This is a genomic window from Bartonella sp. AC158YNML, assembly GCF_042196725.1.
Classification (GTDB): Bacteria; Pseudomonadota; Alphaproteobacteria; order Rhizobiales; family Rhizobiaceae; genus Bartonella.
Map to the genome: position 1 here is coordinate 284,117 of NZ_JBHIQU010000001.1, position 26,961 is coordinate 311,077.

21 protein-coding genes, 1 tRNA gene and 2 pseudogenes are annotated in these 26,961 nt (G+C 37.6%); 15 read left to right on the forward strand and 9 right to left on the reverse strand.

From position 1 onward, the window contains the following. The first annotated feature begins 51 nt into the window (after positions 1-51). The 6 genes from aroQ to gpsA all read left to right on the forward strand — a co-directional run bounded on the left by aroQ (position 52) and on the right by gpsA (position 6,699). Positions 52-504, forward strand: a complete 453-nt coding sequence (gene aroQ, locus ACFIM1_RS01085; protein WP_375608945.1) for a type II 3-dehydroquinate dehydratase — start codon at positions 52-54, stop codon at positions 502-504. Between the two features lie 131 nt (positions 505-635). Further along, the gene (gene cyoA / locus ACFIM1_RS01090) at positions 636-1,607 is read left to right on the forward strand and encodes a ubiquinol oxidase subunit II (RefSeq protein ID WP_375606229.1); all 972 of its coding nucleotides are present in this window, start codon (positions 636-638) and stop codon (positions 1,605-1,607) included. An 84-nt stretch (positions 1,608-1,691) separates the two neighbouring features. Continuing rightward, complete coding sequence (gene cyoB / locus ACFIM1_RS01095; RefSeq protein ID WP_375607850.1) at positions 1,692-3,710, forward strand: cytochrome o ubiquinol oxidase subunit I; 2,019 nt, start codon at positions 1,692-1,694, stop codon at positions 3,708-3,710. Next, positions 3,707-4,375 carry a cytochrome (ubi)quinol oxidase subunit III gene (locus ACFIM1_RS01100; RefSeq protein WP_375606191.1) on the forward strand — a complete coding sequence of 223 codons (669 nt, stop codon included), beginning with the start codon at positions 3,707-3,709 and terminating at the stop codon, positions 4,373-4,375. Before cyoB ends, ACFIM1_RS01100 begins: the two co-directional genes overlap by 4 nt. Beyond that, positions 4,375-5,283, forward strand: coding sequence for a cytochrome o ubiquinol oxidase subunit IV (gene cyoD, locus ACFIM1_RS01105; protein ID WP_375608944.1), 909 nt, complete (start codon positions 4,375-4,377; stop codon positions 5,281-5,283). The genes ACFIM1_RS01100 and cyoD overlap by 1 nt, the downstream gene beginning before the upstream one ends. A gap of 408 nt (positions 5,284-5,691) precedes the next feature. Beyond that, the gene (gene gpsA, locus ACFIM1_RS01110; RefSeq protein WP_375608943.1) at positions 5,692-6,699 is read left to right on the forward strand and encodes an NAD(P)H-dependent glycerol-3-phosphate dehydrogenase; all 1,008 of its coding nucleotides are present in this window, start codon (positions 5,692-5,694) and stop codon (positions 6,697-6,699) included. A gap of 1,049 nt (positions 6,700-7,748) precedes the next feature. On the opposite strand, the pseudogene ACFIM1_RS01115 reads toward gpsA, so the two are convergent. The 4 genes and pseudogenes from ACFIM1_RS01115 to fabA all read right to left on the reverse strand — a co-directional run. Next, positions 7,749-8,049, reverse strand: a pseudogene (locus ACFIM1_RS01115) (Arm DNA-binding domain-containing protein); the annotation flags it as partial. Positions 8,050-8,707: 658 nt separating this feature from the next. Next, on the reverse strand, positions 8,708-9,526 hold the full coding sequence (gene fabI / locus ACFIM1_RS01120; protein WP_375608942.1) for an enoyl-ACP reductase FabI: 819 nt from the start codon (positions 9,524-9,526) through the stop codon (positions 8,708-8,710). 48 nt (positions 9,527-9,574) lie between these two features. Then, the gene (gene fabB / locus ACFIM1_RS01125; RefSeq protein WP_375607846.1) at positions 9,575-10,795 is read right to left on the reverse strand and encodes a beta-ketoacyl-ACP synthase I; all 1,221 of its coding nucleotides are present in this window, start codon (positions 10,793-10,795) and stop codon (positions 9,575-9,577) included. Positions 10,796-10,853: 58 nt separating this feature from the next. Then, positions 10,854-11,363, reverse strand: a complete 510-nt coding sequence (gene fabA / locus ACFIM1_RS01130; protein WP_375607845.1) for a 3-hydroxyacyl-[acyl-carrier-protein] dehydratase FabA — start codon at positions 11,361-11,363, stop codon at positions 10,854-10,856. A gap of 233 nt (positions 11,364-11,596) precedes the next feature. Here fabA and irrA point away from each other — a divergent pair, with 233 nt between their 5' ends. After that, on the forward strand, positions 11,597-12,109 hold the full coding sequence (gene irrA, locus ACFIM1_RS01135; protein ID WP_375607844.1) for an iron response transcriptional regulator IrrA: 513 nt from the start codon (positions 11,597-11,599) through the stop codon (positions 12,107-12,109). A 46-nt stretch (positions 12,110-12,155) separates the two neighbouring features. On the opposite strand, the gene ACFIM1_RS01140 is transcribed toward irrA, so the two are convergent. The 4 genes from ACFIM1_RS01140 to ACFIM1_RS01155 form a co-directional block, all read right to left on the reverse strand. Further along, positions 12,156-12,716 carry an SH3 domain-containing protein gene (locus tag ACFIM1_RS01140; protein WP_375608941.1) on the reverse strand — a complete coding sequence of 187 codons (561 nt, stop codon included), beginning with the start codon at positions 12,714-12,716 and terminating at the stop codon, positions 12,156-12,158. Positions 12,717-14,324: 1,608 nt separating this feature from the next. After that, positions 14,325-14,558, reverse strand: coding sequence for a 30S ribosomal protein S21 (gene rpsU / locus ACFIM1_RS01145; RefSeq protein WP_273717519.1), 234 nt, complete (start codon positions 14,556-14,558; stop codon positions 14,325-14,327). A gap of 185 nt (positions 14,559-14,743) precedes the next feature. Beyond that, positions 14,744-16,417 carry a formate--tetrahydrofolate ligase gene (locus ACFIM1_RS01150; protein ID WP_375608940.1) on the reverse strand — a complete coding sequence of 558 codons (1,674 nt, stop codon included), beginning with the start codon at positions 16,415-16,417 and terminating at the stop codon, positions 14,744-14,746. Between the two features lie 1,138 nt (positions 16,418-17,555). Then, a tRNA-Arg gene (locus ACFIM1_RS01155) sits at positions 17,556-17,632 on the reverse strand. Positions 17,633-17,986: 354 nt separating this feature from the next. On the opposite strand from ACFIM1_RS01155, the gene ACFIM1_RS01160 reads away from it, so the two are divergent. The 3 genes from ACFIM1_RS01160 to pgi all read left to right on the forward strand — a co-directional run bounded on the left by ACFIM1_RS01160 (position 17,987) and on the right by pgi (position 24,109). Next, a complete protein-coding gene (locus ACFIM1_RS01160) occupies positions 17,987-19,126 on the forward strand; it encodes an efflux RND transporter periplasmic adaptor subunit (RefSeq protein WP_375608939.1) in 1,140 nt (379 codons plus the stop codon). Next, a complete protein-coding gene (locus ACFIM1_RS01165; RefSeq protein ID WP_375608938.1) occupies positions 19,123-22,257 on the forward strand; it encodes an efflux RND transporter permease subunit in 3,135 nt (1,044 codons plus the stop codon). Before ACFIM1_RS01160 ends, ACFIM1_RS01165 begins: the two co-directional genes overlap by 4 nt. A gap of 187 nt (positions 22,258-22,444) precedes the next feature. Next, positions 22,445-24,109, forward strand: coding sequence for a glucose-6-phosphate isomerase (pgi, locus tag ACFIM1_RS01170; protein WP_375608937.1), 1,665 nt, complete (start codon positions 22,445-22,447; stop codon positions 24,107-24,109). Between the two features lie 442 nt (positions 24,110-24,551). On the opposite strand, the gene ACFIM1_RS01175 is transcribed toward pgi, so the two are convergent. Further along, a complete protein-coding gene (locus ACFIM1_RS01175) occupies positions 24,552-25,070 on the reverse strand; it encodes a helix-turn-helix domain-containing protein (RefSeq protein ID WP_375694471.1) in 519 nt (172 codons plus the stop codon). Between the two features lie 151 nt (positions 25,071-25,221). On the opposite strand from ACFIM1_RS01175, the gene ACFIM1_RS01180 reads away from it, so the two are divergent. The 5 genes and pseudogenes from ACFIM1_RS01180 to ACFIM1_RS01200 form a co-directional block, all read left to right on the forward strand. Continuing rightward, entirely contained in the window at positions 25,222-25,515 is a 294-nt protein-coding gene (locus ACFIM1_RS01180) for a helix-turn-helix domain-containing protein (RefSeq protein WP_375609050.1), read from the forward strand. Positions 25,516-25,591: 76 nt separating this feature from the next. Further along, complete coding sequence (locus ACFIM1_RS01185; protein WP_375608936.1) at positions 25,592-25,732, forward strand: hypothetical protein; 141 nt, start codon at positions 25,592-25,594, stop codon at positions 25,730-25,732. Then, positions 25,716-26,114, forward strand: a complete 399-nt coding sequence (locus tag ACFIM1_RS01190; RefSeq protein WP_375608935.1) for a hypothetical protein — start codon at positions 25,716-25,718, stop codon at positions 26,112-26,114. The genes ACFIM1_RS01185 and ACFIM1_RS01190 overlap by 17 nt, the downstream gene beginning before the upstream one ends. Next, positions 26,114-26,448 (forward strand): annotated as a pseudogene (locus ACFIM1_RS01195) (ParB N-terminal domain-containing protein); the annotation flags it as partial. The gene ACFIM1_RS01190 and the pseudogene ACFIM1_RS01195, both read left to right, overlap by 1 nt. Then, on the forward strand, positions 26,441-26,961 hold a 521-nt coding region (locus tag ACFIM1_RS01200), incomplete at its 3' end, for a phage tail tape measure protein (protein WP_375694472.1). The pseudogene ACFIM1_RS01195 and the gene ACFIM1_RS01200, both read left to right, overlap by 8 nt.

Consider the following 26,961-nt stretch of genomic DNA (forward strand, 5'->3'; position numbering starts at 1 on the left):
CATGCTAAATATCTTTCTAATAAGTGATGACTCTGAAAGAAAAGGCTTGCTATGTCAGAGATAATAACGATTTTAAATGGTCCTAATTTAAATTTTCTAGGTCAACGTGAGCCAGGAATTTATGGAACTGAAACTCTAGAAGGTATTGAAAAAAGATGCAGAGAATGGGCAAAAAAAAATGATATCATAATAAATTTTTATCAAAGTAACTGTGAAGGGCAATTAGTAGCATGGATACAAGAAGCAATAGAGGCAAGTTCTGGATTGATCATTAACCCAGCGGCTTACAGTCATACATCTGTTGCACTTCTCGATGCCCTAAAAATGTTTTCAGGGCCGAAAGTAGAAGTTCATTTATCTCATATTTATCAGCGTGAAGCTTTTCGTCACCATTCTTATACATCTGCAGGTGTAGACGCTATCATAACCGGGTGTGGAGGTGATGGATATCGGTTTGCACTTGAGTATATTGCAAAACAATTAAGCAAAATAATTAAATTGTGATAGGTAAAGAGCAAACGTTGGATAAGAGTAGTATTGGCATTGAATTCACTTGATAATTATTTTCAAATCTGTACAATATTAAGGTGTTATATTATGACAATTTTTAGTGCGTATGACGGGGGTAAATGAAGATGAAAAGCTTTGTTAGACAATTAGAGATGCTTGTGATTTTAGGGGGAGCACTGCTTTTGTCTGGTTGTAAAATTGATGTTATACAGCCATCAGGTTATGTTGCACGTCAACAGTTAATTTTGATTGTTGTTTGTGTGGCTGTTATGCTTTGCGTTGTCATTCCAGTAATGGTGAGTGTGGTATTTTTAGCTATAAAATATCGTGCATCGAATGTGAAAGCGGACTATTCTCCTGATTGGGCGCATTCAAATAAAATTGAAGCGTTGATGTGGAGTATTCCCATTGTAATCATAATGGTTTTAGGTTCATTAACAACTTATTATACCTATAAGCTTGAGCCTACAAATCCCCTTCCAGTAGAGGTGGTGGGTGAAGGAAAGCCATTGCAGATTGATGCTGTAGCTCTTGATTGGAAGTGGCTTTTTATTTATCCTGAATATGGTGTTGCATCGATTAATGAAATTTACGCGCCTGAAGGACGTCAAGTTTTATTGCAATTGACGTCAGAGAATTCTGTCAATGCCTTTTGGGTTCCCAAATTGGGTACGGTTCTTTACGCTATGCCGCAGATGAATGCTAAGTTGCATTTGGTCGCTGAAGAACAAGGGGTATTCAAAGGGACCTCAGCAAATTACAGTGGTGATGGTTTTTCGGGTATGCGGTTTAAGTGGCATTCTGTGTCTTCGCGGGATTTTGAGGATTGGATTGTAAAAGCTCGGGCTAATGGTCGAGTACTTGATCGTACATCTTATCGTCAACTTTCTATTGCGCCTCGTATGGGTGATATTGCTGCGAAGGAAAAAGATGCTGAAGTTCGTTATTTTGCACCTGTTGAGAAGCGGCTTTACTATCGTGTTGTTAATCGATGTGTCGATGAAAATACGGTGTGTAATGAAGATTTAATGAAACGTGCTGCTGCTCAGACGCTATGGGGTGCACTGTGTTCAGTATTTGATCCTGATGTTATTTAAAGGGTCAATAGAGAAAGAGCCCTTTTAATATTTTTAATATAAGGTTTCTTTTAAACTTAAATTTCATTTGAAATGGGTTGAGAAATGTTTGGAAGACTTACAGATCCTACGGCAGGTGCTTTTCATGCGCTTGCACATGAACCGATCGTTTTGTATACATGTATTGCGATTGTTTTGGTTGGTTTAATTGCTGTCGTTGCTCTGACAGCGCTTGGGTGGTGGGGAATTTTATGGCGAAATTGGATTACAACTGTTGACCATAAGCGCATAGGCATAATGTATATAGTTCTTGGAATTATTATGCTTGTTCGCGGTTTTGCGGATGCACTTATGATGCGAACGCATCAAGCTTTAGCTCTTGGGAGTGAAACAGCAGGTTATTTACCTCCTGAGCATTTTGATCAAATTTTTTCGGCGCATGGTACGATCATGATTTTTTTCATGGCTACGCCTATTTTATTTGGTCTTTTTAATTATCTTATACCGCTTCAAATTGGTGCGCGTGATGTTGCTTTTCCCTTTGCAAATAATCTGGGTTTTTGGATTACGGCAGCTGGGGCGATTTTGATTAATATATCCCTAGGTGTTGGTAATTTTGGTCGTGGTGGTTGGTTGATGTATCCACCTTTTACAGAATTACAAACGAGTCCAGATACAGGGGTAGATTATTATTTATGGTCTCTTCAGCTTTCTGGTATTGCAACAACAATGGGATCAGTGAATTTTATTGCAACGATGATTAAAATGCGTGCTCCTGGAATGACAATGATGAAAATGCCTATTTTTTGTTGGAGCGCTTTTGTCAGTAATGTTCTTATTGTAGTTATTTATCCTGTCTTAACTGTTGCTTTTGCGCTCTTGGCATGTGATCGTTATTTGAACATGAATTTCTTTACTAACGTTGGTGGTGGAAATCCAATGGTGTGGATTAATTATGTTTGGGTTTTTGGTCACCCTGAAGTGTATGTTTTGGTTGTTCCTGCTTTTGGCATTGTGTCTGAAGTTGTCTCAACTTTTTCTTCAAAACGCCTCTTTGGTTATACTTCCATGATATGGGCCATGGTGGTTATTTTGATTCTTTCGCTTCTTGTTTGGGGACATCATTTCTTTACAATGGGTGGTGGTGAAGCTGTAAATACCTTCTTTAGTATTGCTACGATGATCATCGCAGTTCCAACAGGTGTAAAAGTCTTTAATTGGCTGCTCACGATGTATAAAGGTCGGATTCGCTTTGAGCCTCCAATGCTTTGGTGCATGGGAATGATCTTTACGTTTGTTGGTGGTGGGTTAACTGGTGTTTTATTATCTATTGTTCCTGCAGATTGGCAGTTTCATAATTCGCTCTTTTTGATAGCGCATTTCCATCATACAATTATTGGAGGTGTGGTTTTCGCTTATTTAGCAGGGCTTGCTTTTTGGTTTCCAAAAGCTTTTGGTTATAAACCAAATCGCATACTAGGTATTGCATCTTTCTGGTGTTGGTTTATTGGTTTTTACCTTGCGTTTTTCCCTGTTTATGCGCTTGGTTTAATGGGTGCAACACGTCGTCTCCAGCATTACATGGAACCTAGTTGGCAGCCGATGTTTATTATTGCTGCTCTAGGTGCTTTTATTATCTTGCTTGGTATCCTTTGTTTTGTGTTACAGGTTGTTTTGGCGATTTGGTATGGTATTAAGCATAAAGGTCACCTACCGGTAACGTTGAATGATTCTTGGGGTGATGCACGTACACTTGAATGGTTTACCTCTTCACCGCCTCCTGCCTACAATTTTGCCCTCCTTCCAAAGATACAGTCTGATGATGCTTATTGGAATATGAAGAAAAGTGGTTATCAACGTCCGACAAGTGGATTCACAAAAATTCATATGCCGTCGAATACATCGGCTGGAATTATTGCGGGATTCTTCTTATTAGTTGTTGGTTTTGCACTTGTTTGGCATATTTGGTGGCTTGCTGCTGTTGGACTGATTGGTTTTATTGCAACGCTTGTGTGTCATTCATTAACAGGTGATCATCATGGTTACTATATTCCAGCTGAAGAAGTGCAAAAAACTGAAGATGCCTTTACGGCTGTTCTTAAAGAACAAGGAGTGACAGTATGAGTGCTGTAACAATGAATAACGCGAGTACTATAGATGAACTTCACCACGATAGTAGCTCGGTAATGACGTTTGGTTTTTGGGTTTATATTCTTTCAGACTTAATCCTGTTTTCGACACTGTTTTCAAGTTTTGCTGTTTTTTCTGCTTCTTATGGTGGTGGTAAAGCGGGCAGTGAGTTTATAGATTTAAAGTTTGTTTTGGTTGAGACTGCTTTCTTGTTGTTTTCATCCGTCACTTATGGCTTTGCAATGGTACAAGCACATAAAAATAACATCAGTGGTGTGCGTTTATGGATGGCTATTACCTTTGTATTGGGGTGTTGCTTCATTGGTATGGAACTTTACGAATTTCATGAACTTTTGAGTGAGGTTTTTTATTTCGATCCAAATGCTTATGCGGGTATTGATCCTGCAACAGGTTTACAGCTTTTTGGACGGGAGATACTTTCTGCTTATTGGTCAGCATTTTTTGCTTTGGTTGGCACCCATGGTCTTCACGTGAGTGTTGGTCTTCTTTGGATGGTCGTGATGTTTTGTCATCTTCGTCGTAATGGTTTGGATCAGGATAATAAAACACGTTTAGCGTGCCTTTCCATTTTTTGGCATTTACTTGATATTGTATGGGTTGGTGTTTTCACCATGGTTTATCTATTAGGAGCGTTGTGATGAGCATGCAAAATGAAACACATGGTCCCAGTACTGGTTCCTATTTGGTCGGTTTTATTCTGGCTGTATTTTTCACCTTGGGTTCTTTTATTCCTGTGATGTATGGAATGATGGAAAGTTGGGCAGTCAGTACAAAAGTTGCATATCTTATTGGGATGGCGATTATTCAGATTGTAGTACAAATTGTTTTCTTTTTACACTTGAGTTCTGGTCCAGATGCCAAGTGGAATTTAAATGCGTTATGGTTTGCTGCTATTTGTGTTTTTATTATTATTGGGGGTACATGGTGGGCTATTTCTCATTTGAATTATAATATGATGGGTGGCTCAGGACGTGTTATTGAACCGGAAATATCAAGTAGAGATGGTTCTTCAGTATCTGAGCCGTTATCAAACAAAGATATATCCGTAAGAAAACAACCAGAAAAGATACAGGGCTCAGAGGTGCCAATGGAGCATGTACCAAGTACGCATTCTCCTGTAGATCAGATTCCTGGCTCAGAGGTGCCAATGGAGCATGTACCAAGTATGCATTCTCCTGTAGATCAATTTCCTGACTCAGAGGTGCCAATGGAGCATGTACCAAGTACGCATTCTCCTGTAGATCAGGTTCCTGGCTCAGAGGTGCCAATGGAGCATGTACCAAGTACGCATTCTCCTGTAGATCAGGTTCCTGGCTCAGAGGTGCCAATGGAGCATGTACCAAGTACGCATTCTCCTGTAGATCAAGTTCCTGGCTCAGAGGTGCCAATGGAGCATGTACCAAGTACGCATTCTCCTGTAGATCAGGTTCCTGGCTCAGAGGTGCCAATGGAGCATGTACCAAGTACGCATTCTCCTGTAGATCAGATTCCTGGCTCAGAAGTGCCAATGGAGAAAGTACCAAGTACGCAATCTCCTGTAGAGTAGTTGTTTGAAATATCTGTGGAGCTGATGCGGCATGTATCGGCTCTTACAGGTGTCATTGCAGGGATTCGTAGGATATAAAAAGGGCTAAGTACAAGATATCGGTTGAATGAGTACCATGGTTTTGAATATACTTTTAATTTAAAAGAGAAAGTCTGTGGGGTATTTAGTCAATCTTTAATTTTTGAGACAAATAGCTATCTGTAGAATATACAAAAAGTGATGTTTGTAAAATTTTACTACAAAGAAAGAGAATGTGCGCAACAAGTTTTTATATTGTGTGAGATAAAAAAGCTATGAAGCAGTAATATTTTTAGATTTAAAGAATTTATATTAAAGATAGCATTAAAATTATTTGTAATAATAATATGCAATTGAAATCAAAAATTTAGAGAATAATTAGAAAATTTAATGAAAACCGTTGCAATGACAGTTATAGGTGCTGGTTCTTTTGGTACTGCATTAGCGATAGCTCTTGCCCGTAATGGTCATAATGTTTTACTTTGGGGATATAGTCCTCAACATATCAAAGAATTACAGGAACAACGTTGTAATCAAGTATATTTACCCGATATTCAATTTCCTGAAAATTTATTACTTGAAGCTTCCCTTGAAATTGCAATAACGGCAAGTCACAATATATTAATCGCTGTTCCAAGCCATGTATTTCATCAAGTCTTGTATAATATTCAGCCTTATTTAGATCAGCATTCACGCGTTATTTGGGCTACAAAAGGTTTAGAACATGGGACTGGACGTTTCTTACAAGAGGTTGCTCGTGAGATTTTAGGTGAAAAAATTCCTTTAGCTGTTTTTTCTGGACCAACTTTTGCTCAAGAACTAGCTATTGGTTGGCCTACTGCAATGACGATAGCAGCTTCTGATGTTGAGTTTGGTAAAGAATTGCAGCAACTTTTTCATTGTGACAAAAGTTTTAGAGTTTATAAAAGTTCAGATATGATTGGTGTTCAATTAGGGGGGGCAGTCAAAAATGTTATTGCTATTGGTGCAGGAATATCAGATGGCATAGGTTTTGGGGCAAATGCACGAATAGCTCTTATCACACGAGGACTAGCTGAAATCAGTCGTTTAGGGGGGGCTATGGGTGCTAAGCTTGCCACATTTATGGGAATGACAGGCTTAGGTGATTTGGTTTTGACATGTACTGATAATCAGTCGCGTAATCGCCGTTTTGGAATACTTCTTGGTGAAGGAGTAGATATAAAAGAAGCGGAAAAACAAATTGGTCAAATTGTGGAAGGATACTTAAATACCAAGGAAGTATATACATTAGCACAACGTATTGGGGTGGAGATGCCAATTGTAGAAGAAATTTATCAAATTCTCTATTGTGGTAAAAACATAACTGAAGCGGCTAATGCATTACTAAGCCGCACTCTCAAGGACGAAATATATTGATATCCGGTGTTTCTAAATAATTCCAATCATAAAAAATAGAAATATGCTATGATAGAAATATAAAATAGATTGTATTGATGATTGTAATCATATTGCAGCGAATTGACAGATTCATATATTCGATTCTCTATAAAATATGGCTGAAATATAAAAGCTTTGACTCTTGTCTAATTCATTTCTTTGAAAATAAATTATATTGTTTCTACTTACACATGTTGATGTAAGGTTAATTAAAGAGATATTTTTATTTTACACTTATCTCGCAATGATATTTGCAAACAGAATAATAGAAGAGATGCATTGGAAAGCAGGAGCATATTTATGGTAGGTATAGGCTAGAAATATCATTGCTATTATACAATATTATCTACTACTTTTGGTGTTTGAGATGTTTTAGTAATGATATTTACGCTTTTTCTTTTCCCACATGTCAATTCTACATTGTATATGCAAGAGACGTTTTTTTTAATTCTAAATGTAAAAGTCTGAAATTGAAATAATGTTATTGTATTTATGGTTCTCACTTAAACTAAAAAATGATGTGATTACAAAAATAAGAGGTTAATCTACATTCATAATTTATTGTGTTTTTATATTGAATTAATCAAAATCATTTACTTGTTACAAATGGGGTGGCATGTGGATAAAAGTTATTTAAAAAAGGAATAAAAATACTTCTAATGAATTATCTCAAATGTCAAGGGATATTGCAACATTAGGATTTAGCAAGTAAAATGATGGTGTTGGCTTTATTATCCGCATAAACGTCAAGATTATGGTGTCAAAAGGCTGTTGTATACTTCACAGAGATTTTAATTATATATTCACGGATATCGTTGTGAAATGGAATTGCATGCATTGAGAGATGCCTTTTTAAAAAAGTAGGTGAATGAGCAACAGAAATAGTATTTTAGGGTGTTTTACTTTACCTGATGCATTAGTTATGCCTTCTATTAAAGAACGTGCAAAACAAGAGTGTGATGTAAGGCGTAATCGCCGTTATTAAAAAAATATTGATGTATATGCTTTTAAAAACCGTAAAATCTCATTAAAGAATGGAGATTACGCATTGCCTCGCGTTTTTGTTTATTGCGTTCTTTAATAGGGTCACGTCCTTCGCGAAGAACAGAGCACTATAGGGTTACACATTAACGGGCTTGTTTTAAAGAAACGTTTCTCAAGGTACCCAAACGTATTTCACGATGACACTCATTGAAGGGTATTAACGGTAAATCCATTGAGCACCCCCATCTTTACGCTTATGGAGAAGCAATTTGGCACCATCATTATATTTGTCATCCCCCAATGTTGCGACCGCCTTAGAACTTAAAGATGGTTCATAAGAGCTATTTTTAATCTTTTCTTGTACAGTTTTTACTCACACGTCAGCCCCGCTTTTGACGTGCAAGGGAATGGGTTTGATTGATTCAAGATAAACAGGTTTGAAATAAGAGTATCTTACAACATTCAGGTCTATCATTTAACTTACAAAACAGAAAATTATTATTATAAATCAATATATTGTCAATGAAGGATGATAAAATTAATGATTGATTTCTTTATGCCTTCATATTCTTCCTAAATTAGGTTGTATTTACGTTATCAAGGATAAATCAAACGATAGGCAATATTTTCTTTAATTTAATATACAAAAGCTAAGGGTTTCCATACTCCTAATTTCTGTCTCAAACTATATCGGCATGAGGGGTGGATATTAATCTACAGGCAACAGTAAAAACGCCTGCTTTAGTAAGGTAAATAACGTCATAAAACACAAAATTTAACTAAAATGAACTGAAGAAGTATTCCGGTTTTTTATAAAATAATTTGCGAAACAACGGGCGTCATACACTTTGTTTTGTGTTTACTTACTCTTACAAACATCTACATACGTTCCTTACATCATATTTTTATGAGCTAATATACCATTATAATGCAGAAGAAGCACTCAATACGCGACTAAAGTACTATGCGTATGATTAATTTTATTTTTTTAATGTGATGATTTTTATCCTTCTTGGGCATCGTCACTTTTTTTCAGTTCTTCAAGTATTGGCATAGACATGATGTTATAGCCTGAATCAACATAATGGATTTCACCTGTAACGCCTGATGATAAATCAGAGAGTAGATAAAGAGCAGATCTTCCAATTTCATGAATATTCACGGTACGACGTAATGGGGCATTACGGCGTTGATGTGAAAATATTGCCCGTGCAGCTGCAATACCATTACCTGCTAAGGTTCTAACAGGACCAGCTGAAATTGCATTGACGCGGATATTTTGAGGACCAAAGTCCGCTGCTAAATAACGTACCATAGCTTCTAAAGCAGCCTTAGCAACGCCCATGATGTTATAATTAGGGACAACTTGCTGTGAAGCACCATAGGTAAGGGTTAGAAGTGTTCCTCCATTGGGCATAAGTTTACCCGCACGCTGGGCAATTTCAGTAAAGGAATAAGCTGAAATCACCATCGTGCGTTGAAAGTTTTCACGTGTTGTAACATCAACGTAACGCCCTTTTAGCTGAGTTTTATCTGAAAAACCAATGGCATGGACAATAAAATCAATAGTTTCCCATTCTTTTTTAAGTTGCTCAAAGACGTAGTCAACATTTTCAATTTTTTCAACATCGCACTCTAGCACTAATTTGCAGCCAAGTTTATCGGCTAGGGGCTGAACACGTTTTCCGAAAGCATCTCCTTGATAAGTCAATGCTAATTCAGCTCCTGCTTGCGCGAGTTGACAGGCAATACCCCAAGCAATTGAATGGTCATTCGCAATTCCCATAATAAGGCCGCGTTTGCCCTCCATCAAACCTTTCATATTATTCTCCGTAAGACCGTACTTTTTTCAATTACTAAGCACTTTCGTTTATACATAGCGTTGGAAAACTAGTGTTGCATTGGTACCGCCAAAGCCAAAAGTATTTGACAATACGGTATTCAGTTGTTGATGATCACGTCGTTCACGAACGATTGGCATATCAGAAAAAGCTGGATCAAGTTCTTCAATATGGGCACTTTCACAAATAAAATTATGATTCATCATTAACAATGTATAGATTGCTTCGTGAACACCTGCTGCTCCCAAGGAATGTCCTGTTAGAGATTTGGTAGCAGAAATGGGGGGACATTGATCACCTTCTCCAAAGATACGGCGGATAGCTTCTATTTCAGGAGGATCACCAACAGGGGTTGCTGTTGCATGGGGATTAATGTAATCAATTTTATTATTGACAGTTGCAAGGGCCATGCGCATGCACCGTTCTGCTCCCTCTCCTGATGGGGCGACCATATCATGTCCATCGGATGTAGCTCCATATCCAACGATTTCTCCATAGATTTTTGCACCACGTGCTTTAGCAAGTTCTAGATCTTCAAGGACCAAAACGCCAGCTCCTCCAGCAATGACAAAACCATCACGATTGACATCATAAGCACGCGAAGCTTTTTGAGGGATGTCATTATATCTGCTAGACATAGCGCCCATCGCATCGAATAAAACAGAGAGTGTCCAATCCAAATCTTCGCAGCCACCGGCAAAGACGCGCTTCTGTTTACCATATTGGATCATTTCATAAGCATTACCAATACAATGATTGGAAGTAGCACAAGCTGAAGAGATTGAATAGTTTACCCCTTTTATTTTAAAGAAAGTTGCCAGTGTTGCAGATGCTGTAGAACTCATCGCTTTAGGGACAACAAAAGGTCCAACACGTTTGGGACCTTTTTGACGTGTAATGTCAGCAGCTTCTACGATTGATTGAGTTGAAGAACCTCCAGAGCCCATAATAATACCCGTGTGTTCGTTTGATACTTCATGAGGCTCTAGACCAGCATCTAAGATTGCTTGATCCATAGCAATGTGATTCCATGCTGTTCCACGTCCATGAAAACGGAGAGCACGTCGATCTACGAGCTCTTCTATATTAATATCGGGTTTTCCATAAACTCTGCTACGAAAGCCTAATTCGGCGTATTGAGGTGCGTAAGAAATTCCGGATTTTGCTTCACGTAAACTGGTTAAAACAGCTTGGGGCCCATTTCCAATCGCGGAGACAATTCCCATTCCGGTTACAACAACTCGACGCATTTATACCTCCTTGTTCCATACAGAATAGTAAAAAATTCTTTCTGAATGAAAATAACGTTCAATCTTCTTTAAATAAAGCAACGCGTAAATCATTCGCTTTATAAATAGTCTCTCCATCTGCTTTTAGCCACCCATCAGCTATTCCTAAGACTAAATTTCCACGCCGAATACGCTTGAAATCTATTCCATATTCAAGAAGTTTGGTTTGTGGAGTTATCATACCTGATAACTTTACTTCACCTGTTGATATCGCTCTTCCTTTCCCTGGTTCGCCTAGCCAACCAAGAAAAAAACCTGTTAATTGCCACATACCATCCAGTCCAAGACATCCTGGCATGACAGGATCACCTATAAAGTGACAATCAAAGAACCACAGGTCTGGTGTAATGTCAAATTCGGCACGAACCATCCCTTTATCGTATTCACCACCAGTTTCGCTAATTTGAGTGATTCGATGAATCATCAACATTGGCGGTGCCGGCAATTGCGCATTACCTCTACCAAACATTTCACCGCGAGCACAGCTTAGAAGCTCTTCATAAGTGTAGTGAGACTTTTGTTTAGCCATTGTTACTCCATTTATTTGCATATATCTTTATTTCTGCGCTTTTCCCGAACCTACTTTTAGAGCAAATTTTAAAGAGAGGGAAATGATTTTATATCATTTTTAATGACAAAGTCCCTTTTTTATGTATTCTGCATAGGTAATTATTTAAAAATGAAATACAAGATTACATCACATTATTCGCATTTTTTTGTATTTTGATCTTATTTACACAGAAATATATTTTGGTTTGTAATATGTCAGTGAGTGCAGATAATTTTGATATGAATGAAGAGCAACAGTCCACAAAAGAGTGTAGAAAAGTTGTGCAATATTATTCCATTTCTATGTTAGAAAAACGTTTGCGTCAAAATGGTTTGCGTCCAACACGTCAGCGGTTAGAACTTGCACATATGATTTTTTCTCAGGGAAATCGTCATGTTACTGCTGAAGAGCTCTATGAGGAGGCGGTGAGGGCAGGCGTTCCTGTATCTTTAGCAACAGTTTATAATACGCTTCATCAATTTACGGAAGCGAGATTATTACGTATTATTGCCGTAGAAGGTTCGAAAACTTGGTTTGATACCAATACTTCTGATCACTACCATTTTTATATAGAAGGCGAAAATCGTATTCTTGATATTCCATGCAATTTGGAAGAAGCTCCCATTATTAGAAATTTGCCTGAGCCACCAAAAGGTATGGAAATTTCACATGTTGATTTGATCGTGCGATTGAAACCAAAAAATCAATCTTGTGATAGGGAGTGAGCATGTTCAATGAGGAATAAAAATTAAATTTGATGCGTTTAAGCATTCACCAACCTTTTATTTTTTCATCAGGATAGATTCCCCATAACTGGGATTGTTGAAGCCATCCGCGTGTATTATTAATGTTTAGTTCGCACCATTGTCCATCACATTGGCGGATATTACCAATGACGTTAGGTTCTACTTCCGCCACAAGTTCTGCGTTGTCGGTGGGTTTTTTTCGTAGCATCAGCCTTTTTGTTTTATCTTTTTGCCATGGAATAGTTATAGCAGTTCGCTTTCCCGATAAAAGCGATTGATACACCCACCCCTCATCACCTTCTGCATCACGAATTTTGCGCCATTGATCATATTCTTGGATGATTTCAATAGGTAACCCCTTCTTTTGGTAGGTAAAAATGATAGAATAGTTGCTTCCTGGTCCGACGCGTACATTAACACGGGTAGGTTTAATCGAAGCAAATCGCGGAAGTGGTAAACCACTGGGCCCTAAATTTTGATTAAATGTTTGTGCATGCAACAAATGAGGTGAAACTAATACAATGACTGTTGCTATTAAGATACATGATGCGAGTATTGAAACGCGAAACCAACGAGAACTTTGCACATCGAACTCCTTTATTTCATCATATATTGGAAATTTAAAATCTGAAAGATAAGACTGGAAACTGATAAAAAGTATAACACGCTGCTCGTTAAAGAGATCTAAACGATGAAAAAATTGCTACAAAAATATCAAAATAAGGAAAACAAAAGGTTTGTATTTCTTAGTGCTTATCTTGTTTATGAGGGGGTAGATATAAATAAACATTGGATTTTTATGTAGCTGTGCGCGTGATAAAACAGTAAAGTGTACAGGAAATTAGGGCTAAAGTATTACATCTCTTTTCTAAGTTTGTTTCTCGAAGTAAAAGTGCATGTATGCATATTATGAACAAAGAGCTGTTCAGTAAAGGGATTATTGTGTGGCTTGAAAAGAGTTTTGAATGAACAAAATAATACGGTAAATAAAAACAGTTAAGCGTAAAAATATGAGCAGCATTGTAGAGTAGATTGATATATGAAGGGCTAACAGGATACTTTTTCGTGATAATCCACTTTATAAAATTTGCTACATTATAATTTTATGCCATGATAATGCTTATTCGTATGGTAGATAAGCTGGCTCCATCGTTCTATTTACCAGCTTTCAATGTTATGCAGTTCCTATTATTTATGGTGTTCATAAGAAGCCTTTTTGTTTTTTCTTAAATAGCTTTTATTCTATTTGCATACGAATCCCGCTTATGATGTACAAGAAGATAATCTTGATTGATTCAATATGAGAGGGTGTATGATGAGAGCTTTACGGTATTCATAGTTATTATTTAATATGAAAAACGCTTATTTATAATAATAAATCAATATTTTATACATTTTAATCGTTATTTAAATTGTAAAAATATTTTCATAAAAAATGATAAGATAAGGCACATATTCACACATATTAAAATCACAGTGGTTTCTTTGTTTATTGTCAATTTTCTTTTATACTGAGTTAGAGAAAAAGAAAATTAAATGAAATATTAAGGGGAAGGTTTGCTCGATACGCTATGAGGTGAATAACATAATTGATGAGGGGAAGAAATTTATCAAGAAAAACCAAGCTGTAATGCAGTGGTTAAAATTCTTCCCTTTGTAAAGGGATAAAATCAAGAGATATCGAAAATTATGGAATCATTTCGTTATATAAGTGAAGGGAACGAGGATTATGTATTTGATATCATATCTCTACACATACATAATCGCATATTACAATAGTGATTTGTGCTTTGCAATATAATCTAGAATTTTCGAAAGATGCAGAATATTTTAATAGAAAAAAAGAAAACCAGCACGTGAGCGGTACATAAGAAAGAGCTATTTGAGAGATGAAAAACTATAGCAAAATGCCATTACAAAATATCCAGTACTCTCTCCTTAATTTTGTACAGCAATAAGTCGATTTAAAGAACCGAACTGCAGTTTGTTATGCAGTGCTTGAAATGCCGAAGAGTGGAGTAAAAATCACTACATTTATAAACCCAAAACACCCATTATGCTCAGATAATTCTAAATACTATAACACACGCCTTATGAGAAAAATTCATTTACAATATTCTATAAGTACAAAATCTCTGATAGCCTATTTACAATACAATTCATGCCATTTTGATAACGCATACACAAAAGCATACTACTTCACCGCAACAGTTCGTCCGTTACTAACAAAACCTTCTCTTTGTGCACGCTTACGAGCAAGCTTACGTGTACGACGAATAGCCTCAGCCTTTTCACGAGCACGCCTCTCAGATGGCTTCTCATAATAACTACGCATTTTCATTTCACGGAAGATACCTTCACGCTGCATCTTTTTCTTCAACGCGCGGAGCGCTTGATCAACATTATTATCACGAACGAGTACTTGCACTATTTATCCTGCTTTTTTCAGTGTCACAAATAATAGGAAAACCTACGTCCTTTTAAAGGCATATCCAAAAGGACAAAAACTTATATCATATAAATAAGACATTTGTCTATATCGCTTTTAAAAATTCTATTTTTTTTGTAATAAAATGCTTTTTATAATGAATGATAGAGTTCATGATTATAAACTCATGAAAGTCCTTGTATTTGATCATTTTCATCAAGATAAATTTTTTCAGCCGTGGGATAATGGGGTAGTCCAGGCATGGTCATAACATCTCCACAAATGACAACGATAAAGCCGGCTCCCGCACAGAGACGAACTTCTCGTACGGGAATTTCAAAATCAACAGGCGCACCATATTGCTTGGGATCAGCAGAAAAAGAATAAGGTGTTTTTGCCATACAAATAGGGTAGGCGCCAAAACCTTCTTTTTCCCAAGATTCAAGTTGTTTGAGAATAGGGGCTGAGATAATGGCGCCACGCCCACCGTATAGCTTTGTTATAATACAATTAATTTTTTGAACGAGGGGAATATCATCTTGATAGAGAATCTTAAAATGAGATTTTTTTTCTTCAATCAAGGTAACGAGTTCTTGTGCAAGTTCTATAGCGCCTTTCCCACCTTGTTCCCAATGCTTACAGATAATAGCTTTGTGTCCAGTTGTTGCAACTATTTTCTGTAATGTTTTTATTTCGGCATCGCGATCGCTGTCAAAATGATTGATAGCCACAACACAAGGAATACCGTAGTGCTTCATATTTTTTATGTGTCGTAAAAGATTAGCTGCTCCTTTTTCTAAAGCGGTGATATTTTCTTCTGTTAGGTTATTTTTATCCACACCACCATTCATTTTTAATGCACGAATAGTTGCGACGATCACGGTAGCATTTGGTACAATACCTGCTTGCCGACATTTGATGTCGAAAAACTTTTCTGCTCCAAGATCGGCTCCAAATCCTGCTTCTGTGACAACATAATCAGCGAGTTTTAAAGCAGTTTTTGTTGCTATAACTGAGTTGCAGCCATGAGCAATATTAGCAAAAGGTCCTCCATGAACGAGAACAGGGTTATTTTCAATTGTCTGTACGAGATTGGGTTGTATAGCATCTTTGAGAAGAACTGCCATTGCACCTTCCGCATTGAGATCAGAAACGGTGATGGGCGTTTTATCATAACGATAAGCAACAATAATTTTTTTGAGTCTTTGTGTAAGGTTTTCTAAATTTTCAGAGAGACAAAGAAGCGCCATAATTTCTGATGCAACAGTAATATCAAAACCTGTTTGGCGTGGAAAGCCATTTGTTATGCCTCCCAATGAAATAACGATATCACGCAATGCACGGTCATTCATATCAAGAACGCGTTTCCAAACAATGCGACGTGGATCAATGTTTAGAGCATTTCCCCAATAAAGATGATTATCTATCATTGCGGCAAGAAGATTATGAGCAGCTGTAATAGCATGAAAATCACCGGTAAAATGTAAATTAAGGTCATCCATTGGAATGACTTGCGCATAACCCCCACCAGCAGCACCACCTTTTACACCAAAACAGGGACCTAAAGACGGTTCTCTCAAGGTAGCTATTGTTTTTTTACCAATAAGATTAAGAGCATCACTTAATCCAACTGTTGTTGTTGTTTTGCCTTCTCCAGCCGGTGTGGGATTGATAGCCGTGACGAGGATAAGTTTACCATCTGGATTTTTATTAAGCGATTTTATGTATGCAGAAGAAATTTTAGCTTTATCATGGCCATAGGGAATGAGGTTTTCATGAGAGATACCAATTTTTTGTGCAATTTCAGTAATATGATTCTTTTTAGCAGTGCGAGCAATTTCAATATCTGTTTTAGGCATGGGAAAATTCTTTAAACTGAGCTTTTATTAACGTTTGGGATCTCTCCTCTATGGATTAATGGGAAGAATCTATAGAGAATAGAAAGTATAAGAGATCATAGAGGTCGATGATGTGCTGTGCAAGAGATAATGCTAAAAAAGCACAAGAAGAATTTTATTGTTTTTTGAGAAAAAAGAATCTCCACACTTTAAGTTTCGATAAGTTTTTAGTCAACTTGCAATATCACTCTCAATAATAGCTGATGAGGAATGTTAGGAGAAAGTCTTTTGGTATTCATTTTAAAACTTTTTATGCAGGAAAATTATAGCACTTCATTATTCTAGACCTTTTATATCTTAAGAATATTAAGAGCTTTGAAAGTTCTGTTAAAGAGAACTTTATTAAAATGGCAAAGATTCTCCAAAAGGTAATCTAGGATATTTAGTTTTAAATCTTAAATCATGCGAATGAAGAAAAAACTTTAAAGTTATTTGTTTTTAAGAAATTAAAAACATCTCGAGAAGAAGCTTTGATTTGCAGCAAAACTCTGATGATATTAATGGGTTTCATAAGTGTTTTACGGTGGTACGTTTGAGAAGTAGTTTATTTGTTATTTCCAATAACACACTAAAAAATTTTACATGGTGGTAAACCTGAATTTATTGTGGAGCACCTGAAGTTCTCCTTAAGATGAGGCTACCAGAAATGAAATATTTAGAACATCCATTGATGGAAAAGGTAGAAAGAAGCACGTAAAAATTATTCAACTGATTAAGGATTATAGTCCGGAAAAAATAGGCACATAGATTGAGAAAAGAAAACAATAACACACGCTACTCATGCCATCGCTACGATTATCGCTAATAAAAATGCCTTGGGGCTGAATTGAAGGCCGCATAACATCCGATTCTATCAAAATAGCTAAAAAAACGATTCACAATAGAATGAAGTAACAAATCGCAAAAAGATCAAAGATAGGCAAAAAATAAATCACATAAAAAGAATTCAAAGAAACTGAATATGAGCAAAATTAAAATTATCTATTTCCAAATCGTCAATTGATTGTATGACTTTCAGGTGTAATTGTATTGCGATCAATTTCACTGACTTCTGCAATAATAACTGATTTTTGCAATAATAATTGAATCTATTGAGAGATGGCGCACCCGAAGAGATTCGAACTCCTGACCCCCAGATTCGTAGTCTGGTGCTCTATCCAGCTGAGCTACGGGTGCACTTTCTACATTGTCTAAGATAAAGGGTTCCTAATCGTTTCATTAAAAAAATGCAAGTGAAACTTGAGTCGTCATAAAAAAAATCTCTTTTTTATGAGATATTTTGAAAAAGGATATACTATAATTATGGTTTCAGTTGGTTTTGATATGATCATTTTCTTGTTGTAACTGTACAAAGTAATATGAACGATAGTTAACTTGACGTTTTAGTCTATGAAAGATATTTAAGCGAAAATGAGATATGTTTTTTGCGGTGGGGGTAAGATATGCACCTGCTGTTTGGTTTTTGTGTAAGACGCTGATATTACAGTTGAAAACTATTTCAGATAAACATGATACAGCAAGGGTAGATGTATGGCGTTATTAAAAAAGAGCTTTCCATTAGTGTTTTTAATTGTCGTTTTAATGGTTACTTATTGGGCTGGAAAACGGAGTGCAGAACACCCCATTTCTATGGTGGGTAAAACAAGAGTATCGTATAAAGATTCAAATGGAAAAATGGCAAAACCACCGGCGAATGTTGTTGTTGATCTTGTAAAAATTCAAGATTTTTATGCACAACTTAATGTTCTAGGGAGTGGACAAGCACTTGCAGAAGTCGAGCTTACTCCTTTATCTCCAGGTATTATTGATAAGCTTTTTGTGTCAGCTGGTACAAAAGTACAAGTAGGTGATGTGATTGCAAAGCTTGATTCTAAAAAAGAAGAAATAGCGGCTGCAAAAGCAAAAGTACAACGTGATAATAATGCGTTAACGCTTTCGCGCATTCTTAAATTACGTGCTAGCAATACAGCAACGGAAGTTCAAGAAATTACAGCACGCTTAGAGTTGGATAACGCAAATTTAGTTTTGCGTAATGCTGAATTGGATCTCGATCGGCGAACAATTCGTGCACCAATTCCTGGAGTTGTTGGTATTTTACCTGTTGATGCGGGGAATAACGTAACCCTTAATACTGTAATAGGCCGTATTGAGAATAGAGAACGTATTTTGGTCGACATATGGGCTCCTGAACGATATGTGTCGCGCATCCATAAAGGAGATGAGGTAACGGCAACATTAACTGCGCAGCCAGACAAATCTTTTGTTGGTCATATTTATGCGATTGATAATATCGTTGATCCAGAAAGTCGCACACTTCATGCTCAGGTTGAAATTAATAATGAAAAAGATACGCTTATGTCTGGTATGTCTTTTTCTGTTGCTTTGCAATTTCATAGTGGTTCTTTCCCTGTCGTTAATCCTCTTGCGGTTCAATGGAACAGTAAAGGGTCATTCGTTTGGCGTGTGAGAGAAGGAAAAGTAGAGTCTATTCCCGTATCAATTATTCAGCATAAAGCGGATCAAGTTTTCGTAAAAGCTCCCCTAGAAAATGGTGATCAAGTTGTCATTCAAGGAGTACAAATGCTTTATCCAGGAAGTAAAGTAACGATTGATGATCCAAAGTCTCATCAACAGCAATTATCAGCAGTTTACGGAACGGATATACAATGAGCCAAGAATTGAGCACAAAACAGCCGATGTCACAGGCCGAGCAAGGTGGTCTCATTACCCTATTTATTCGTAGACCGGTTTTTACTCTTGTTTTGAATGCTATGATCATCATTGCAGGATTTGCAGCATGGTTAAATGTTGATGTAAGAGAATTACCCGATGTTGATACTCCCGTAACAACGATTGTGACGGTGTTTTCTGGTGCGTCGGCAGAAACAATTGATCGTGAAGTTACAAAAATTATAGAAGATGCTGTTTCTCGTGTTTCAGGTGTTAAGACGATTTCTTCAACATCTTCTTTTGGGCGCTCCCGTGTGCAGATTAATTTTAATGTCGGTGTTGATTTGAATGTTGCAGCATCTGATATTCGTGATGCTCTCTCCCGTATTACCTATTCTTTACCGAAAGATGCGGATTCGCCTTTGATTATTAAAGCAGATTCCAATGCTGCTGCCATGATGTATTTGGTTGTGACGTCACCAACAATGAGTGTTGATGATTTAACCACGATTGTAAACGATCAGATTGTTGATGCAATTTCTGCTGTTGATGGTGTTGGTGATGTACAGGTCGATAGTGCTCGCACAAAGATTTTTCAGATTGATATAGATCAAGCAAAACTTGCCAGTTATGGATTAACTGTAGCAGATATTTCACGTGTTCTTGCTGATATGACAACGGATGTGCCAGTAGGATCATTACGCAATTCTAAACAAACTTTAGTTGTGCGTGCTACTGCACGTTTAACAACACCAGAATCTTTTGAACAAGTTGTTTTAAAGCCTCATGTGCATCTTGGTGATGTTGCGCATGTTACTTTATCGCCGGATATAGAAACGGTTATTCTTCGGATTAATGGAAAGACAGCTATTGGATTAGGGATTGTGCGTAAAGCACAATCCAACACTCTTAATATTTCTGAAGGAGTGAGAACCGTTGTTGATAATCTCAAAAGTGTTGTTCCTTCTTCTGTACATATAGACGTTATTAATGACGATGCAGTTTTTATTAAAAGCGCTCTTCATGAGGTTGAAGTTGCGTTGGTCATTGCTATTTTGAGTGTTATCTTAGTCATTTTTCTTTTTCTCAGAGACATTCGTGTAACACTGATACCTGCTGTATCTCTTCCTGTCGCTTTGATTGGTACCATTGCAGCTATTTATCTTGTAGGATTTTCATTGAATATTCTCACATTTTTAGGACTTGTTTTAGCAACAGGGCTTGTTGTGGATGATGCTATTGTTGTTCTTGAGAATATTGTTCGGTGGCGCAACATGGGGGTAGGGTCTAGGGCTGCGGCGGTGATAGGAACACGTGAAGTGTTTTTTGCTGTTTTAGCAACAACATTGACTTTAGTGGCTGTGTTTGTTCCTATTTCCTTTCTTCCTGGGCAAGTTGGAGGTCTTTTTAGAGAATTTGGTTTTGTTTTGGCAATTTCTATTTTGCTTTCTTCAGTTGTTGCCTTAACGCTTTGTCCCATGTTGGCTTCGCGTTTTCTCAAAGAACATGTTGAGGAGAAAGAGGAAGAGTCCCATCATTTTGCTTTTTTATATAAATTAGGTACTTTTTTTCATAAGGCATATACTTACAGTTTGCACAAGTGTTTAGAAAAGCCCTGGACTGTTGTTTTTGCTTCACTTATTTTTGCGGGTCTTTGTGTTGGAGGCTATACGAAATTACAACAGGAATTAACGCCAGCAGAAGACAGAGCTGTGATCTTTTTGGTTATTAATGGACCACAAGGTATTTCAACACAATATTTGAACGAGCAAGTAGAGCAAATTGAAGCAAGTCTACAGCCATTACGTGATGCAGGGGAGATTGCTAACAGTTACTCTATTGCAGGTGCTGGCGGTTCACCCAATACTGCTTTTTTGATTGTATTGCTTTCATCTTGGGATAAACGTTTACGGAGTCAGCAAGAAATCGTGAAAGATATTAATGAAAAGGTTAAACAGTTTCCCGCAGTTTTTGTGTTTGCTGCGCAGGGAAATTCTTTGGGTGTGAGAGGAACTGGGCAAGGATTACAATTTGCAATTCTTGGCAATGATTATGCAACATTACAACCCATTGCTGATAAGCTGGTGAGTACTTTACAAGATGATCCGCGTTTTATTCGTCCACGTCTTACTGTTGATGCAACACAACCGCAATTTTTCATTGAAATCAATCGAAAAAAAGCCTCCGATTTAGGGATTGATATCACCAATTTGGGCGATACATTACAAGCAATGTTGGATGGTAAAAAGATTGGTTCCATTAACGTGGATGATCATTCTTACGATGTTAAATTGATGTCGCGTAAAAATTCTATGAAGAGTCCTAGTGATTTAGAAAACATTTTTTTAAAGACCAAAGACAATCGATATGTTCCTTTATCGGTTATTGCACGTTTACATGAAAAAGCTATCTCTCCCCAATTAAAACGGGAAAAACGCATGAGTGCTGTTATTTTAAGCGCAAATCTTGCTCCAGGTATTGCTTTAGGGGAAGCTTACCAAACGGTACAGAAAATTGCTTCTCCTTTGTTATCGAAAGGGACCTATATAGTTCCCTTAGGGGAAGCTGAAACGCTTAATGAAACATCCTCCAGTTTTATGATTGTTTTTGGCATTGCCTTTTTGATTATTTTATTGATTTTGGCAGCTCAGTTTGAAAGCTTTATTTCAGGATTTATTATCATGGCCACTGTCCCATTAGGGATTGGTTGTGCTGTAATTGCTATGCTATTGAGTGGTGTGAGTCTGAATATTTACAGCCAAATTGGATTAATTTTGTTAATTGGCGTTATGGCAAAAAATGGTATTCTTATTGTTGAATTTGCAGATCAATTACGTGATCAGGGAAGAAGCGTGCGTGAAGCTGTAGAAGAAGCAGCAAACATTCGCCTTCGTCCGGTTTGTATGACAATGATTTGTGCCATTTTAGGAGGTATTCCTTTGGTTTTAGCCAAAGGTGCTGGCGCAGAAGCGCGTATAGCTTTAGGTTGGGTTATCGTTGGTGGTTTAGGTTTAGCAACTATTTTTACGCTTTATGTTACACCGGTTGTTTATCTTTTTTTAGGGCGTTTTATAAGACCAAAAGCAGAAGAAGCTATATTATTAACAAAAGAACTCAATAAAGTTAAATGATGTATCGAGTGGAAAAGATTTAAAAGTTTATTCTTGTAAAAATATCATCTTCGAATCTTATTTTTTACTTTTATATTCCTTAGTTTTTATGTGAACAGTAAAGATAGGGAGCAATAAAGGAGATGCTTTCTGCTTTGTTATTGTTTGGGCATAGATTTCATTGTCAATAACTGTATAGGATAAGCTTATGGGAGATAGCTTTTCGATTCGAAATGAAAAGGCTTTTGAAGCCGCATTAAATGCTTTAAGGAGCCATGCCGCAAAGGATGGGGTCTATGATATTCGTCGACATTTTTTAGCAGATGAACAGCGTTTTTCCCATTTTTCTCTCAGACTTGATGATCTTCTTTTCGATTTTTCAAAATGTGGGGTAACATTTAAAACATTGCAACTTTTAGATGATTTAGCTGTTGCAGCAGATGTGTTAGGACGGCGTGATGCAATGTTTTCTGGTCAAGCGATTAATACAACTGAAAAACGCTCAGTTCTTCATATTGCATTACGTTTACCTGCTGACGAAATTTTCATGTTGGATGGCCATGATCTTATTCGCGATATTCAAGATGTTCTTGAAGATATGGAAAGATTTTCTGAAAAGGTACGTGATGGAAGCTACAAGGGAAGCAATGGAGAGAGAATAAGTGATATTGTAAACATTGGTATTGGTGGATCTGATCTTGGTCCTGCAATGGTTACATATGCTTTAAAACCTTATCATGATGGTCCACGTTGTCATTTTGTTTCTAACGCTGACAGTGCTCATATTTCTGATACTCTCTCTATTTTGAATCCAGCAACAACGCTGTTTGTCATTGCTTCTAAAACTTTTACAACGGCTGAAACAATGGTAAATGCTCAAGTTGCACGTCAGTGGATTTGTTCACATTTAGGAGAAGAAGCCATTTGCACGCATTTTGTTGCTGTTTCGAGTGCGCTTGATAAAGTGGCAGAATTTGGCATAGATTCGACAAGAGTTTTTAAATTTTGGAATTGGGTTGGAGGGCGTTATTCAATTTGGTCAGCCATTGGGCTTGTTGTGATGTTTGCAATAGGTGGTCGAAATTTTCGCCAATTTCTCAATGGTGCTTTGCAAATGGACCAACATTTTAAAACCATGCCTTTGCATAAAAATATTCCTATTCGTTTTGCTCTTTTAGGGTTTTGGCATCGTGTTATTTGTGGTTATTCATCACGCTCTATTATTCCCTATGCGCAGCGTTTAATACATTTTCCAGCTTATTTACAACAGCTTGATATGGAATCAAATGGTAAGCAAGTCTCGCTGGATGGAAAACCGTTAAGTTTTTCAAGTGGTCCGATTGTTTGGGGTGATTCAGGCACAAATAGTCAACATGCTTTTTTTCAGCTTTTGCATCAAGGAACAGATGTTATTCCTGTAGAATTTATTTTATTTATAAAAGGGCATGAGAAAAATTTACATTCTATGTATGAGATGTTGCTAGCAAACTGTTTAGCACAGTCAAAAGCCTTGATGAAGGGGCGTAGTATTGAAGATGCTCAGCATATCTTGATAAAAAATGGAGTTGATGAACGTGAAGCAGGTTATTTAGCTATTCATAGAAGTTTTAAAGGAAACCGTCCCAGCATTACGCTGGTTCAGGATTTATTAACACCTTTTGCACTCGGTCGTCTTATTGCGCTTTATGAACATCGTACTTTTGTTGAAGGGATTTTAATGAATATTAATTCATTTGATCAATGGGGTGTTGAGCTTGGTAAAGAATTAGCAAACGAGTTACTACCAATTCTTCGTGGAGAAAGTAAAGCGGATAACCGTGATAGTTCAACATTAGGGTTGCTAGCACATATTCAAGTAAGACGTGCAAAATAAATATAGTTTTACAGTAGTTTTTGTACTAACTAAGCAAAAGTAGAATGAGAAAGAAATATGAGATAATTCTTTAATTTTACTATGCGTTCTCTTATTATCTGGATTAGATTTATGTAACAGAAAATCAGAAAAAAGTGCGTTTTCATAGTAAAAATGAAAGAAGGCTTTGAAAGGTCTTTGAAAACCCTGTGAAAAATTTTGAAAAGTCTGTGAAAGCCCAGAAAACCGACTTTGAAGACCCTTTGAAAAAAATCAATCCAAAAGTTCAATCGACTCCAAAACCAACCAAAAATGACAAAAAAGCAAAAAAGATTTTCACCTATTAATGATTATCTATTTTTAGAGGCAATATATACTTATTAATCAAATAATTATATTATTTTTTTAATGTAAAAAGATTTTCATATCGATTTTTCATATTAAAGGGACATTAAGCTGTATCTTATTTAGTTTCTGGATGTGCATTTTCAGCCTCTATTTGACGCTTTAAATGCAGTTTTAAAAGAGGTAAAATAAGCTCTACTTCTTCTGTGTCGTTGATGTCTTGAACAAGCTCTTGCAGTTTTCTATAAAGTTCCGCCGCGAGTTCCGCTATATCTTCAGGGGGGAGTTTTATATTTGCATCGCGATAGGTTGTATAAGCTATGCGACCGAGTTTTTTCATGAGACCAGCAGGAATGGTAGGTGCTTTAAAACCAGCTGCTTTCGCTTTTGCCATGTCACTAAACATTTCGCCTTCGCCAGTGACAAGCCAGTCTAAGGATATTCCACAGCGATCTTTATATATTCGCATTATAGATGCAGGGGGTTCTTGCAAACCCGTTTCATAATTGCGCATAGTCGTTTCGGGAATATCAAAATGTTTAGCAAATTGTTTGCGCTCTGTAAAACCAAGGGTGTGCCGTATTTCACGCAATCGTTTTGCGAGTTCTGTTTGTGGTTCTTTTTCAGGGCGTGCCAAAAAAATCACTCCAAATCCATTTTCGATATTTGAAAAAGCCAAATTTGGCATTATACCTCTAATTACCACCCGATATAGAGGGCAGATATTTTACAATTAACCCCACAAAAAACGGATGTGGGAGCATCCGTTTAAAGCAGGAGCGAAAGTTATGACAACCACACAAAAATGGGATCGCCATAGTATTTTAGCTGAGCTACGCCGCCGTAACATGACCTTGGCGGAGTTCGCGAAAGCTTATCAACTCTCCTCGTCCAGTGTTCAACACATCTGGACACGGTCTAACGAGAAAGCCGAACGTGCTATTGCCGATTTTATCGGTTTTCCCGTTGAGCAAGTGTTCTACGACCGTTACCCCAAAAGTCGCCGTCGCATTTTTAAAGCAGCAAAACATGCCAACACAGATTCGCGTGCGCATTCTGCTTTGCGCGGTAATGCTGCTTGAACTTCGTTACACGGCTTTGCTTGTGTCATACGCATTTGCCATGAATTTAAATACCATAAGATGAAAAGGTTTATCAATGTCTAAAGATCAGTACGAAATAGGCAAGATAAATTGCATAGAGTTGCATCATAGAACAGCCGTTTGGATGGGTTGGTTTTGGCGATTAGGGGGTGGTCATATTGTTTTTATAGGGGGTGGTTATGGTTGCAGCTTATAATTTATGGACGCCCGAGGCAAAAAGAGAAATCTTTAATCCTTATTCAGAAGCTGAACGGTTACAAATGATGCTTTCCTGTTCTTTAAAAGCAGTGAGTGGTGGCATTCGGCATGTACCGATCCGGTATATTATTGACCCTCAGCATGGATTGTTTGATGCGATATTAGCGCGGCAAATTGCCATTCATATTTTGCATTATCAGTTTGAGGTACCACGGCGGCGTATTGTTGCCATGCAAGTACGGCAGCAGACTGCTATCTTTCTTTCTTTGCAAGTGATTAACCGGCGTTTGGAAGAACCCGTTTTTGCGAAAGCTTATCGAAGATGGGCAGGGCGTGCGATGGATTTGTTCTTTAAAGAGATCAGAAAGGCGGCGGCGTGATGGCACAGTTTCAAGAGATTGCTTTAGATTTGATTGTTGTTCCCGAACGTATACGCCCTGTAGATGTTGAGCATGCCAAGGCACTTGCACAATCAATGGCGCGGGAGGGATTGATGAATCCGATTACGGTGCGTCATACACCTAATGCTAAAGAGGGGGTAATTACACGCTTATAGCTGGTGCGCATCGGCTGAGGGCTGCGGAGCTTTTAGGCTATAGCGAAATTGATGCGGTTGTGGTGCAGGCGGATAAAGAGAATGCTGCGCTTTTAGAAGTGGCTGAAAACCTCTTTCGCAATGAATTGTCAGTGATTGATCGTGCGCTTTTTGTCCAGGCGACAATTTGAACTCTTACAAAACCGCATTGTGGCTTTGGGGATTAGCATTGGTGAAGTGCTTCTGCCTCCTCTCAACAGTTTGATGGAAAGTGTTGGGGGATTTGTCAATGGTTTGATGGCATGGGCGAATGCCCATCCTGCTTTAACAAGCGCCATTATCAAAACCATTGCTGCCCTTATGGCTTTTAATATTGCTCTGCGTGTGTTGCGTTTTACTATGGCCGGGACACGCCTTGGGCTTCTTCAATTGATAGGCTCTTTTATCAAGATGGGTGCTGTTAGTCGTGGTCTTTCTGCAAGCTGGCGAGGGCTATTGGCTGCAGGGCGCTCATTGGGTTTAATGGCAGCAGGGCTTGGTGGGAGTGCGCTGCGTCTTCTTCGCCCAATGACTTTACTTGTGGGGGCTTTACGAGGGATAGCTGTTTCAGGTGCGGCATTTTCTGCCTCTTTTGGTTGGATTGGGACAGTGATCGAAGTGGTTGGGGCAGGTATTGCCTCTGTTGTGGGGGG

Coding starts and splice junctions, on each gene's coding strand:
- aroQ (WP_375608945.1), top strand. CDS start 52: ATGTCAGAGATAATAACGATTTTAAATGGTCCTAATTTAAATTTTCTA.
- cyoA (WP_375606229.1), top strand. CDS start 636: ATGAAAAGCTTTGTTAGACAATTAGAGATGCTTGTGATTTTAGGGGGA.
- cyoB (WP_375607850.1), top strand. CDS start 1,692: ATGTTTGGAAGACTTACAGATCCTACGGCAGGTGCTTTTCATGCGCTT.
- ACFIM1_RS01100 (WP_375606191.1), top strand. CDS start 3,707: ATGAGTGCTGTAACAATGAATAACGCGAGTACTATAGATGAACTTCAC.
- cyoD (WP_375608944.1), top strand. CDS start 4,375: ATGAGCATGCAAAATGAAACACATGGTCCCAGTACTGGTTCCTATTTG.
- gpsA (WP_375608943.1), top strand. CDS start 5,692: ATGAAAACCGTTGCAATGACAGTTATAGGTGCTGGTTCTTTTGGTACT.
- fabI (WP_375608942.1), bottom strand. CDS start 9,526: ATGAAAGGTTTGATGGAGGGCAAACGCGGCCTTATTATGGGAATTGCG.
- fabB (WP_375607846.1), bottom strand. CDS start 10,795: ATGCGTCGAGTTGTTGTAACCGGAATGGGAATTGTCTCCGCGATTGGA.
- fabA (WP_375607845.1), bottom strand. CDS start 11,363: ATGGCTAAACAAAAGTCTCACTACACTTATGAAGAGCTTCTAAGCTGT.
- irrA (WP_375607844.1), top strand. CDS start 11,597: ATGTCAGTGAGTGCAGATAATTTTGATATGAATGAAGAGCAACAGTCC.
- ACFIM1_RS01150 (WP_375608940.1), bottom strand. CDS start 16,417: ATGCCTAAAACAGATATTGAAATTGCTCGCACTGCTAAAAAGAATCAT.
- ACFIM1_RS01160 (WP_375608939.1), top strand. CDS start 17,987: ATGGCGTTATTAAAAAAGAGCTTTCCATTAGTGTTTTTAATTGTCGTT.
- ACFIM1_RS01165 (WP_375608938.1), top strand. CDS start 19,123: ATGAGCCAAGAATTGAGCACAAAACAGCCGATGTCACAGGCCGAGCAA.
- pgi (WP_375608937.1), top strand. CDS start 22,445: ATGGGAGATAGCTTTTCGATTCGAAATGAAAAGGCTTTTGAAGCCGCA.
- ACFIM1_RS01180 (WP_375609050.1), top strand. CDS start 25,222: ATGACAACCACACAAAAATGGGATCGCCATAGTATTTTAGCTGAGCTA.
- ACFIM1_RS01185 (WP_375608936.1), top strand. CDS start 25,592: ATGTCTAAAGATCAGTACGAAATAGGCAAGATAAATTGCATAGAGTTG.
- ACFIM1_RS01190 (WP_375608935.1), top strand. CDS start 25,716: ATGGTTGCAGCTTATAATTTATGGACGCCCGAGGCAAAAAGAGAAATC.